Genomic DNA, 11,914 nt, shown 5'->3' on the forward strand with positions numbered 1-11,914 from the left:
GGGAGACGATGTTCACCTCCCAGGGGCCGACCCTCCGCGAACTCGCCGTCCAGGCGCTCTCGTCGGTCGAACGCGGCTACGACCTGCTCGCGCCGAAGTTCGACCTGACCCCGTTCCGCACGCCGGACCGGATCCTCGACGAAACCGTGCGTGAGCTGCGGCCTTTCGGTCCGTTCCGCACCGGGCTCGACCTGTGCTGCGGTACGGGAGCCGGGACCGGCGCCCTGCGGCAACTGTGCGCGGAACGCGTCGTCGGCGTCGACTTCAGCTCGGGCATGCTCGGCATGGCCCGGCACGCCGAGCCCGGCGCGGACTGGGTACGGGCGGATGTGCGCGCCCTGCCGTTCCGGCCGGACTTCGACCTGGCGGTGAGCTTCGGTGCGTTCGGCCACTTCCTGCCGAAGGAACGACCGGGGCTGTTCGCACAGGTGCACGCGGTGCTGAAACCGGGCGGAGTCTTCGCCTTCCCCGTCGGTGCGCCGCCGCGCTTCGGTTCGCCGGCGTACCTGGCGATGCTGGGCTTCGACACGGTGATGCGGGTACGGAACGTGGTGTGGCGGCCCGGCTTCGTCATGTACTACCGCACCTTCCCGCTGCGTGAGGTACTCGCCGAGCTGCAACGGGCCGGGTTCGAGGTGGAGTTGCGGCCGATGGAGGGGCTGGGACGCCGACGGGACGGATCCGTGCGCTGCGCGACGGTGGTGGCGCGACGCCGGGCGTGATTCGTCCTCCGGGCCGCTTTACGGGCACGCCGGGGTGACTGTCCGCAGACTTCCGGCGACGCCGGGGCGGGACTGGCCTCCGGTCGCCTTCCGTTCCGGGCACGCGGGGCCTGACTGTCCGCCGACTTCCGGCGACGCCGGGCGGGATTCGTCCTTCGGTCGCTTTCCGGGCACGCCGGGCGGGACTTGCCTTCGGTCGCCTTCCGGGGATGCCGGGCGGGACTGTCGCCGACTTCCGGCGACGCCGGGCTGATCGTCCTTCGGACACCTTCCGGTTGCGGCCGCTACTGCCGCCAGGCCGTCCCGTGCCGCCCTCGACCCGTGGCCCGTCCAGGTCCGCCGACGGTGGGCGCGGCGCGGGCCGGGCCCGTACTCAGCTCTGCGACGCCGCGGTGCTCGCCAGGGCCTCGGACAGCTCCTTCGCCACCGTCTGCAGGATCGGGACGATCTTCTCCGTCGCCGCCTCCGTGACCCGGCCGGCAGGTCCCGAGATGGAGATCGCGGCGGCGGTGGGGGAGTCGGGCACCGGGACGGCGAGGCAGCGCACCCCGATCTCCTGCTCGTTGTCGTCCACCGCGTACCCGGCGCGGCGGACCTGCTCCAGCGCGTCGAGGAAACCGTCCGGCGTGGTGATGGTCTTCTCGGTGGCGGCCGGCATGCCGGTGCGGGCGAGCAGTGCCCGTACCTCCTCCGCCGGTGCGTCGGCCAGGAGCGCCTTGCCCACGCCGGTCGAGTGGGGCAGCACGCGCCGGCCGACCTCGGTGAACATCCGCATCGAGTGCTTGGAGGGCACCTGAGCGACATAGACGATCTCGTCGCCGTCGAGCAGCGCCATGTTCGCCGTCTCGCCGGTCTCCTCGACGAGCCGGGCGAGGTACGGGCGGGCCCAGGTGCCGAGCAGCCGGGAGGCGCTCTCGCCGAGGCGGATCAGCCGGGGGCCCAGGGCGTAACGGCGGTTCGGCTGCTGGCGTACGTACCCGCAGGCGACCAGGGTGCGCATGAGGCGGTGGATGGTGGGCAGCGGGAGCCCGCTGCTCGCGGAGAGTTCGCTCAGCCCGACCTCGCCCCCGGCATCGGCCATCCGCTCGAGCAGATCGAAGGCGCGCTCGAGGGACTGCACACCGCCGCTGTGGGCGGCGGGCTTGGCGGCGTCGGTGGTGCTGGCGCTGGACGTCGGCACGTCAACGGTCCTTTCAGGCGGACGGGCAAGGTAGCAGCCTACCGGGCGGCTGCGCGGGGCACAGCGCTTGCGGCGAGGCGTCGGAGCCGGTCAGGGCGCGTTTGTCCGGGTCCCGGCGGCCACCTCCGATGGTCGCGCGACTTTCGCGCTGTGCATAGCTACGTTTTGCTACTCGAAATTCCCATTCCACTGTGTGGAAACCTCTAAGTGAGGGTCGGCGGGTCGCCGGAGTGACCGGGGAAGTCTTGACGGGCCGGTGCCGGGAGTGAAGACTCCTTCAACAGTTCGTTGAATTTCGCTGTGCGGAAGTGCCGAGGTACGGAAGTGAGGGGCAGGGTGTCCGATAGGGAGGTGAGCACGGACGTGAACACGGACGTGAACGACGTGAACGAGGACGTGAGCAGCGACGTGAGCGGCAACGTGAACCTGGTGCTGCGCTCGACACGCGTCGTGACCCCCGACGGCACACGCCCCGCGACGATCGCCGTGGCCGCCGGAAGGATCGCCGCGGTGCTCCCGTACGACACCGAGGTGCCGGCCGGCGCCCGCCTCGAGGACGTCGGCGACGACGCCGTCCTCCCCGGCCTCGTCGACACCCACGTCCATGTGAACGACCCCGGCCGCACCGAGTGGGAAGGCTTCTGGACCGCCACCCGCGCCGCGGCCGCCGGCGGCATCACCACGCTCCTGGACATGCCGCTGAACTCCCTCCCGCCCACGACCACCGTCGGCAACCTGCGCGTCAAACAGGACGTGGCCCGGCCCAAGGCCCACGTGGACACCGGCTTCTGGGGCGGCGCGATCCCGGACAACGTCAAGGACCTGCGTCCGCTCCACGACGCCGGCGTCTTCGGCTTCAAATGCTTCCTCTCCCCGTCCGGCGTCGACGAGTTCCCCGAGCTCGACCAGGAGCAGCTCGCCCGCTCCCTGGCCGAGATCGCCGGCTTCGGCGCACTGCTGATCGTGCACGCCGAGGACCCGCACCACCTGGCCGCCGCCCCGCAGCGCAAGGGCCCGAAGTACGCCGACTTCCTCGCCTCCCGCCCCCGCGACGCCGAGAACACCGCGATCGCCAACCTCATCGCCCAGGCCAGGCGACTGAACGCCCGCGTCCACGTCCTGCATCTGTCCTCGGCCGACGCGCTCCCGCTGATCGCCGCCGCCAGAGCGGAAGGCGTGCGGATCACCGCGGAGTCCTGCCCGCACTTCCTCACCCTCACCGCCGAGGAAGTCCCCGACGGGGCCACCGAGTTCAAGTGCTGCCCGCCGATCCGCGAGGCGGCGAACCAGGACGCCCTCTGGCAGGGCCTGGCCGACGGAACGATCGACTGCATCGTCTCCGACCACTCGCCCTGCACCAGCGACCTCAAGACCCCCGACTTCGCCTCCGCCTGGGGCGGGATCTCCTCGCTCCAGCTGGGCCTGCCGGCCATCTGGACCGAGGCCCGCAGGCGCGGCCGCACCCTGGAGGACATCGCCCGCTGGATGTCGGCGGCCCCGGCCGAACTGGCCGGGCTGCGGCAGAAGGGAGCCATCGAGGCCGGCCGCGACGCCGACTTCGCCGTCCTCGCCCCCGAAGAGACCTTCACCGTCGACCCGGCCGAACTCCACCACCGCAACCAGGTCACGGCCTACGCCGGAAAGACCCTGCACGGCGTCGTGAAGTCGACATGGCTGCGCGGCACGCGGATCGTGGAGAACGGCACCCTCGCCGAGCCGACCGGCCGGCTGCTCGAAAGGAACAACTGACACCGTGGCGATACCGTCCTTCACCGGCAACGCGAACCCGTACGCGGGCGGCGACCCGTACGCCGACCACCGCACCGCGGACTTCCCGTTCGCCGACTGTGCCAACCTCGCCGACCGCCGGCTCGGCGCGGGTGTGATCGCCGCGAACGACGAGTTCTTCGCCCAGCGCGAGAACCTGCTGCTCCCCGAACCCGCCGAGTTCGACCCCGAGCACTTCGGCCACAAGGGCAAGATCATGGACGGCTGGGAGACCCGGCGCCGCCGCGGCGTCTCGGCCGAGCAGCCGTGGCCGACGGCCGAGGACCACGACTGGGCCCTCGTACGCCTCGGCGCGCCCGGGGTGATCCGTGGCATCGTCGTCGACACCGCCCACTTCCGCGGCAACATGCCCCAGGCCGTCTCCGTCGAGGGCACCTCGGTGGAAGGCGCGCCCACGCCGCAGGAACTGCTCTCCGACGGCGTGAAGTGGACGACCCTCGTCCCGCGCACCCCCGTCGGCGGCCACGCCGCCAACGGCTTCGAGGTCACCACCGAACAGCGCTTCACCCACCTTCGCGTCGACCAGCACCCCGACGGCGGCATCGCCCGGCTGCGCGTGTACGGCGAGGTCGTCCCGGACCCCAAGTGGCTCGCGACGCTCGGCACGTTCGACGTCGTGGCCCTGGAGAACGGCGGCTCGGTCCAGGACGCGTCCAACCGCTTCTACTCACCGCCCGCCAACACCATCAACCCCGGCCGCTCCCGCAAGATGGACGACGGCTGGGAGACCGCGCGCCGCCGTGACCGTGGCAACGACTGGATCCGCTACCAGCTGGTCGCCCAGTCCGAGATCCGCGCCGTCGAGATCGACACCGCCTGTATGAAGGGGAACTCGGCAGGCTGGGCCTCCCTGTCCATCAAGGACGGCGACAGCGGCGAGGACGGCGACTGGACCGAGTTCGTGCCCAGGACCCGCCTCCAGCCCGACACCAACCACCGCTTCGTGCTGGACGCCCCTGCGTTCGGCACCCACGTACGCATCGACATCTTCCCGGACGGCGGCTTCTCCCGCCTGCGGCTGTTCGGCTCCCTCACGGACCAGGGCGCGGCCCACCTGGCCGCCCGCCACCGGGAACTGGGCGGCTGACCTGCGGCACCGGACCGCGGGGAACCGGTGCCCGAGCCGCCCTTGCGGATCCGGCGGGCACGACACCTGCCCCGTGGGGCGGACACTCGCCCTGCGGGGCGGACGCCTGCCCCGTGGGGCGGAGTGCGCTGCGGGGTGCACCGGATCCGGCAGCGCCGGTGCGTCCCGGCTGCCGTGACGCGTGCGTCCCGCCCGCCGCGACGGTGGCGCGCGTTCAGCGCCGCAGGGCCCAGCTCTGCACGGATTCCAGCGGGCCCTTGGAGAACCGCCGCAGCCACAGCGTGGAGCCCGTCATCAGCACGATGCACACCACCGCCCACAGGCCCATCACCCACCAGGGCCGGCCCGACTCGCCGAACCGGTCCGCGAGGCCGAGGCCGATGCCGTACGAGACGAGCACGCACAGGACGTTCTGCAGGACGTAGGCCGACAGGGCCGTCCGCCCCACCGAGGTGACCCCGCTCAGGAGCCGGCCCCCGCGGCGGATCCGGTCCACGACGGCGCCGAGCAGGCCGATGTAGCCGACAGCCACCAAGGGGGCGGCGCAGTAGCGGCTGAGGAGGAAGCCGTCCGGCACGGCGAGGGCCGACACCGCGGTGAGCGGTACGCCCAGTCCCAGGCCCCAGACGAGCATCCGGGCTCGGATGCGCCGGCCGGCCGCGTCGGGGCCGAACGCCCCTGCCCGGTACAGCCGTACACCGAGCAGGAAGAGGAAGACCAGAAGGCCGAACGACAGCACCGGCTCGAGCCGCAGGGCGACGGCGTTCTCCAGGCGGAAGGCGACCTGGTCCGCGTAGCCGCCGTGCGCGTACAGATCGACGACCTCACGGGAGACGCCCTCGTCCCCGCCGCCTCCCGTGACGCCCTCGTCCCCGAGCGCGACCAGGGCCGCCGTCAGCCCGCCCATCAGCAGCAGGTGCAGGCCGCCCGCCCACCACATCGCGCGTCGGCGAGCCCGCTCGGAGCGGGACAGCAGCCAGGCGACGAGCAGGGCCGTGACCGCGTAGCCCATGAGGACGTCCCACGCGAAGACGAGGACGAAATGGACGGTGCCCTCGGCGAGGAGGAAGAGGGCCCGGCCCCGGTACCGGCCCGGCCAGGGTTGCCCGCGCCGAGCGGCGGAGTCGAACTGGATCGCGAGGCCGACGCCGAAGAGGATCGTCAGCATCGACAGGAACTTGCCGTCCGCGACGAGGCGGAACAGGGTCTCGGCGCCGTCGGAGACGGATCCGAAGCCCGTCACGCCCCCGGCGCCTTCGAGGATCCCCCACTCCGCGCCGGGCGCGGTGAAGACCCATACGTTCGTCATCAGCGTGCCGAGGATGGCGGTCCCGCGCAGTACGTCGAGCAGGGTCATCCGGCCGCCCGACGCGCCCGATGTCTCGGCCGGGGCGGGCACAGTCTTGGTCATGTCCTCATCGTCCGTGCCGTTCCAGGGGGATTCGTCATGGCCGATGACGAACGCGCGCTACGCCGAAGGATGTAGAGGCGACGGCGCAGGCTACGACGTCGCGGCACCGCGTCGGGTGTCCGCACTCATCGCGGTGATCGGGCAGCGCGATGAGTTCCGGGCGCCTCAGGAGTCGGAGTATGTGAGCAGCGAGGAAAGGTATGTGACATGGCACAGCTCACCCTGACCCAGTTCATCACCCTGGACGGCGTCTACCAGGCACCCGGCGGCCCGAACGAGGACACCCGCGGCGGCTTCACGCACGGCGGCTGGAGCTACCCCTACGCGGACGACGACTTCGGCGCCTTCATGACCGGCGTGTTCGACCGCGTCGGGGGCTTCCTCCTCGGCCGCCGTACGTACGAGATCTTCGCCGGCGCGTGGCCGAAGGTGACCGACGAGAACGACCCGATCGCCTCCCGCCTCAACTCCCTCCCCAAGTACGTGGTTTCCACGACCCTGGAGAAGGCCGAGTGGAACAACTCGACGATCGTCTCCGGCAACGTCGCCGAGGAGGTCGCCCGGCTCAAGCAGCGGACCGAGGGCGAGCTGCAGATCCACGGCAGCGGCGCCCTCGCCCGTTCCCTGATGGCCCACGACCTCGTCGACGAGTTCCACCTGCTGGTCTTCCCCGTCGTACTCGGCGCGGGCATGCGGCTGTTCGCCGACGGCGCCCCGCCCACGCGCTTCGAGCTCGCCGCCTCCTCGACCACGAGCACGGGCGTGGCGATCCACACGTACCGGACCGCCGGCCGTCCCGAGTACGGCGCGTTCGAGCTCGCCGAGTGAGGACGGCCCCCGGGCCGGGCCCGGCGCCGGAAGCAGGCCGGTCTCGAGGAGCGCCGCGTCGGGAGGAACCGCCGGGTCAGGAGGTGACGCGGGCCAGCGCCTCGCGCGCCGCGGTGTGCGCGGCCTCGCGGTCGTGCGGGACCAGGCCGATGCGGGTTCGCCGGTCGAGGACATCGGACTCGTCGAGCGCTCCCTCATGGCGTACGGCCCACAGGAGTTCGGCTCCGGTGACCGGGTGGCCGGGCACGACGGGCCGGGCGAGCGCAGGGTCCGCGAGGCCGAGCGCGTGGACGGCCGGGGCCTCGGCCCCGTAGCGGCGGACCAGGCGCCGCGGCGCGTCGAGCGCGGCCAGGGTGCTCGGCGCGGCGGCGCCCACCAGCGGCAGGGAGGCCGTCCGGCACCGCTCGGCGGCCAGGCCGCGCGCGGTGACGGCGGCGTCGACCGCGTCCTGGGCCATCCGCCGGTAGGTGGTGAGCTTTCCGCCGACGACCGTGACGACACCGTCGGGTGACGTCAGCACCGCGTGCTTGCGGGAGATGTCGGCCGTACGGCCCGGCTCTCCGGAGCCGGAGGTGTCCAGCAGCGGACGCAGCCCGGCGAAGGCACCCACCACGTCGTCGCGTCCCACGGACACGTCGAGCGCGGAGCCGAGGACGTCGAGGAGGAAGCCGATGTCCGTCTCGGGCACCTCCGGTACGTCGGGGACTCCGCCCTCGACCGGTTCGTCGGTCAGGCCCACGTACACCCGGCCGTCGCCCTGCGGCAGGACCAGGACGAACCGGTTGGACTCGCCGGGGATCGGGATGTGCATCCCGGCCGAGAGACCGCCGAGGGCCTCAGAACGCAGGACGAGGTGTGTGCCGCGGGACGGCCGCAGCCGGATGTCGCCGACGAGTCCGCCGGCCCAGACGCCGGTGGCGTTGACGACCGCACGCGCCCGGATCCGGAGTTCCTCGCCGGTCAGTTCGTCGCGGACCGTGGCGCCCGAGCCGTCGACGGTGAGGGCACGGACCCGGGTGAGGACTCGGGCGCCGTGCGCGGCGGCGGTGCGGGCGACGGCGGTCACCAGCCTGGCGTCGTCGGCGAGCTGGCCGTCCCAGGACAGCAGTCCGCCGCGCAGCCCGGTCGGCCGCAGCGAGGGTGCCATGTGCCGCGTCTCGACCGCGGACAGGGTGCGCGGGGCGGGCAGCGTGGCCCGGGACGTGCGCGCGGAGGCCCGCAGCAGGTCGCCGGCCCTGAAGCCCGCCCAGGCCAGCGCGGCCTGGGCGCGGGACACCAGCGGGGTGAGGGGCAGCACGAAGGGCTGGGCGCGCACCAGGTGCGGGGCGGTGCGCTCCATGAGGATGCCCCGTTCGACGGCGCTCTCGTGGGCGACGTCCAGCTGCGCGCTGGCGAGGTAGCGCAGCCCGCCGTGGATGAGCTTGGAGCTCCAGCGGGAGGTGCCGAACGCGAGGTCGTGCGCGTCGATCGCGGCGACGGACAGCCCGCGCGAGGCGGCGTCGAGGGCGGCTCCGGCGCCGGTCGCGCCGAGGCCGACGACGAGGACGTCGACCTCCGTGCCGTCGGCGAGTCCGGCCAGCTCCCGCGCCCGGCGCGCCGCGTTCAGCGAGGAACGGGAAGAGGGCCAGGAGGGCGCGGGTAGCGAGGAGAGCGAGAGGGCCGGGGAAGACGACGAGGGTGCGGAAGGCGAGGCGGGCGAGGAGGCGGCGCTCGGGGTGCTCATGGCGTGAGGGTCCTCTCCAGGAGGGTCCGCAGCTCTTCGAGGAAGGCCGCGTCGGTGAGCTCGGGGTCGGCCGGGTCGGTCATCGTGCGCAGTGACATCGCGAAGGACTGCACGACCAGCAGGAGTGCACGCGCCTGCAGGTCGGGGTGCAGCTGCCGGACGGATCCGTCGGCATGGCCCTCCGCGAGGGCGCCGGTGATCAGTCCGAGGAGGGCGTCCTGGCTGGCGCCGCGGCGGTCGAGCACGTACGGCAGGAGCAGCTCGGGGTCGACATCGATGATCTTGTGGAAGAGCGGATGGGCGCGGAAGGCCGTGACTCCGGCCACCAGGCCCTCGACCAGCCGGGCCCGGGTGGGTGTTCCGGCTTCGGTGGCGGGCATGGCGCCGACGGCGAGCGCGATCCACTCGCGGGTCATCAGGTCGCCGACCAGGGTCCGTACGTCCGGCCAGCGTCGGTACAACGTCATGCGTGACACACCGGCGCGCCGGGCCACGTCGGTGAGGGTGGTCCGGCGTACGCCGACGGCCAGGACGCAGTCACGTGCCGCGTCGAGCACGGCATCTCCGTCCGCATGGTTGTGACGAATGGGCGTCATCTGTCACAGTGTAATGGCAGTGCAGGCCGCGTGGCACCACGCCCCGCGAAACCGACGGTGAAGGACAGACGAAGTGGACATGTTGTGGAGCGGCTGGGGCGACCCGGCCAAGGCGGCCCCGCTGCCCGACTCGGTGATCGGCCTGCTGCGCGATCTGCTCGGCGTCACCCCCCGCGAGAGCGGCACCGCCGGGCTCGGCGACATCGCCGTGCCCGAGACCGCGCTGAGCGACGCGGCCCGCCAGGCCCTCACCGGCTGCGTCGGCGACCGCGTCCACGTGCGCACCGACGCGGAGACCCGGATCCGGCACACCCGCGGCAAGTCCACCCCGGACCTGCTGCGGATCCGCGCCGGCGAAGTGGACGACATCCCCGCCGCCGTCGTCCTGCCCGGCAGTCACGACGAGGTCCTGGCCGTCCTGCGGGTCTGCGTCGAGCACGGCTTGTCCGCTGTGCCGTTCGGCGGCGGCACCTCCGTCGTCGGAGGCCTGGCCCCCGAGGGCAAGCGCGGCTTCGTCGCCCTCGACCTGCGCCGCCTCGACAGCATGCTCTCCCTCGACGAGGTCTCCCGCACCGCCACCTTCCAGCCCGGACTGCGCGCCCCCCACGCCGAGGCACTCCTCAACGAACAGGGCTTCACGCTCGGCCACTTCCCGCAGTCCTTCGAGTGGGCCTCCATCGGCGGATTCGCCGCCGCCCGCTCCAGCGGCCAGGCCTCGGCCGGCTACGGCCGCTTCGACGAGATGGTGCTCGGCCTGACCCTCGCCACCCCCGAAGGCACCCTGGACCTCGGCCGCGCGCCCCGCTCCGCGGCCGGCCCCGACCTGCGCCAGCTGGTCCTCGGCTCCGAGGGCGCCCTCGGTGTGATCACCTCGGTGACCGTGCGGATCCGGCCCCTTCCGCAGACCCGGATCTACGAGGGCTGGCGCTTCCCCTCCTTCGAGGCGGGCGCCGCGGCACTGCGCAAGCTCGCCCAGGACGGGCCCCGGCCGACCGTGCTCCGGCTCTCCGACGAGACCGAGACCTTCGTCGGCCTCGCCCAGCCCGACCGGATCGGCAGCGCCGACGCCCCTCAGCCGGCCGGCTGCATGGCCGTCGCCGGATACGAGGGCACGCCCGAGGACACCGCCGACCGCCGCGCCCGCGCCCGCGAGGTGCTGCTGGCCTGCGGCGGCGAGTTCGCGGGCGAGGAGCCGGGCGAGCGCTGGGCCCACGGCCGCTACAACGCCCCGTACCTGCGCGACGCACTCCTCGACGCCGGCGCCTTCGCCGAAACCCTGGAGACCGCCGCCTTCTGGTCCGCCCTGCCCGCGCTCTACGACGCCGTCCGCCAGGCGCTCACCACCACGCTGACCGACGCGGGTACACCGCCACTGGTGATGTGTCACATATCCCATGTGTACGAGAACGGTGCCTCGCTCTACTTCACCGTCGTCTCCGCACAGGGCGAGGACCCCGTCGCCCACTGGGCCCCGGCGAAGCGGGCCGCCAACGACGCGATCCTGGCGGCCGGCGGCACGATCAGCCATCATCACGGCGTCGGAACCGACCACCGCGACTGGTTCACCCAGGAGATCGGCCCGGTCGGCGTCCGTGTCCTGCAGGCCGTCAAGGCCGAACTCGACCCCGCCGGGATCCTCAACCCCGGCGTGCTCATCCCCGTCCGCTGACCGGCCCCTGCCTTCCGGAGGCGCATTCATGCGACAGTTCACCGCCGTCGTCAACCCCACCGCGGGCGGCTCCAGCGGTACGGCGGCCCTGCTTCCGCTGGCCCGCCTCCTCCGGGAGGCCGGGGCGCAGCTCGACACCCAGTACAGCCGCAGCCTGGAACACGCCCAGGAACTGGCGCGGCAGGCCGGCGAGCAGGGCCACGTCGTGCTCGCCGTCGGCGGCGACGGGATAGCCGGTGGCGTCGGCGGGGCCCTCAGCGGCACCGATGCCGTCCTCGGTCTCGTCCCCGCCGGGCGCGGCAACGACTTCGCCCGTGCGCTGGGGCTGCCCACCGACGCGCCGGCTCTGGCCGAGCTGCTGCTGAACGGCTCGCCCCGGTCGGTCGACACCATCCAGGTCGAATCGGCCGTCCACGCGGGGGTGTCCGTTCTCGGCAGCGTGTACGCCGGGGTCGACGCGGTGGCCAACCGGCACGCCAACACCTCGAAGGTGCTGCGCGGCGCGGCCTCGTACTACGCGGGCGGCCTGCGGGCCGTCGCGACCTGGCGGCCCGCGGCGTACACCATCACCGTGGACGGCGTACGCCATGAGCGGCGCGGCTACACCGTGGTCGCGGCCAACTCCGGCTACTACGGCTTCGGCCGCAACATCGCCCCCGGCGCGCGCCTCGACGACGGCATGCTGGATGTCGTCATCATCCGCCACGCTCCCCGGCGCCTGTTCTTCGCGATGATGAACGAGCTGAAGACCGGCGCCCACATCGAGCGCCCCGAGGTCGAGATCCTCCGGGGCAAGGAGATCCGCATCGAGGCCGACCGCGCCATCCCGTACGGGGCGGACGGCGAGGTCGACGCGACACTGCCGGTGACGGTCAGGGTGCAGCCGGGAGCGCTGAACGTCCTCGCCTGA

At 72.9% G+C, this 11,914-nt stretch carries 10 protein-coding genes; 6 read left to right on the forward strand and 4 right to left on the reverse strand.

Annotation, left to right across the window (positions count from 1 at the left end; genetic code table 11):
- Nucleotides 1-8: 8 nt before the first annotated feature.
- Nucleotides 9-722, forward strand: coding sequence for a class I SAM-dependent methyltransferase (locus ACIQMR_RS26950; protein WP_401392313.1), 714 nt, complete (start codon nt 9-11; stop codon nt 720-722).
- A 373-nt stretch (nt 723-1,095) separates the two neighbouring features.
- Here ACIQMR_RS26950 and ACIQMR_RS26955 read toward each other — a convergent pair whose 3' ends face one another.
- Entirely contained in the window at nt 1,096-1,902 is an 807-nt protein-coding gene (locus tag ACIQMR_RS26955) for an IclR family transcriptional regulator (RefSeq protein WP_401392316.1), read from the reverse strand.
- A 408-nt stretch (nt 1,903-2,310) separates the two neighbouring features.
- Here ACIQMR_RS26955 and allB point away from each other — a divergent pair, with 408 nt between their 5' ends.
- Both allB and alc read left to right on the forward strand, forming a co-directional pair.
- Nucleotides 2,311-3,651 (forward strand): allantoinase AllB, encoded by a 1,341-nt coding sequence (allB, locus tag ACIQMR_RS26960; protein WP_401392777.1) that lies wholly within the window; start codon nt 2,311-2,313, stop codon nt 3,649-3,651.
- A gap of 4 nt (nt 3,652-3,655) precedes the next feature.
- Nucleotides 3,656-4,777: an allantoicase gene (gene alc, locus ACIQMR_RS26965; protein WP_401392319.1), complete on the forward strand. Its 1,122-nt coding sequence runs from the start codon at nt 3,656-3,658 to the stop codon at nt 4,775-4,777.
- 214 nt (nt 4,778-4,991) lie between these two features.
- On the opposite strand, the gene ACIQMR_RS26970 is transcribed toward alc, so the two are convergent.
- A complete protein-coding gene (locus ACIQMR_RS26970; protein ID WP_401392321.1) occupies nt 4,992-6,188 on the reverse strand; it encodes a DUF418 domain-containing protein in 1,197 nt (398 codons plus the stop codon).
- Nucleotides 6,189-6,395: 207 nt separating this feature from the next.
- Between ACIQMR_RS26970 and ACIQMR_RS26975 the strand changes: the two genes are divergently transcribed.
- Nucleotides 6,396-7,016, forward strand: coding sequence for a dihydrofolate reductase family protein (locus ACIQMR_RS26975; protein ID WP_401392324.1), 621 nt, complete (start codon nt 6,396-6,398; stop codon nt 7,014-7,016).
- A 76-nt stretch (nt 7,017-7,092) separates the two neighbouring features.
- Here the strand turns inward: ACIQMR_RS26975 and ACIQMR_RS26980 are convergent, their stop codons facing one another.
- Nucleotides 7,093-8,739, reverse strand: a complete 1,647-nt coding sequence (locus ACIQMR_RS26980; protein ID WP_401392325.1) for a glycerol-3-phosphate dehydrogenase/oxidase — start codon at nt 8,737-8,739, stop codon at nt 7,093-7,095.
- Entirely contained in the window at nt 8,736-9,335 is a 600-nt protein-coding gene (locus tag ACIQMR_RS26985) for a TetR/AcrR family transcriptional regulator (protein WP_266387027.1), read from the reverse strand. The genes ACIQMR_RS26980 and ACIQMR_RS26985 overlap by 4 nt, the downstream gene beginning before the upstream one ends.
- A 73-nt stretch (nt 9,336-9,408) precedes the next feature.
- Between ACIQMR_RS26985 and ACIQMR_RS26990 the strand changes: the two genes are divergently transcribed.
- Both ACIQMR_RS26990 and ACIQMR_RS26995 read left to right on the forward strand, forming a co-directional pair.
- The gene (locus tag ACIQMR_RS26990; RefSeq protein WP_401392328.1) at nt 9,409-11,004 is read left to right on the forward strand and encodes an FAD-binding oxidoreductase; all 1,596 of its coding nucleotides are present in this window, start codon (nt 9,409-9,411) and stop codon (nt 11,002-11,004) included.
- Between the two features lie 28 nt (nt 11,005-11,032).
- Nucleotides 11,033-11,914, forward strand: a complete 882-nt coding sequence (locus tag ACIQMR_RS26995; protein WP_401392331.1) for a YegS/Rv2252/BmrU family lipid kinase — start codon at nt 11,033-11,035, stop codon at nt 11,912-11,914.

The sequence above is a fragment of the Streptomyces sp. NPDC091376 genome (assembly GCF_044757085.1).
GTDB lineage: Bacteria > Actinomycetota > Actinomycetes > Streptomycetales > Streptomycetaceae > Streptomyces > Streptomyces pratisoli.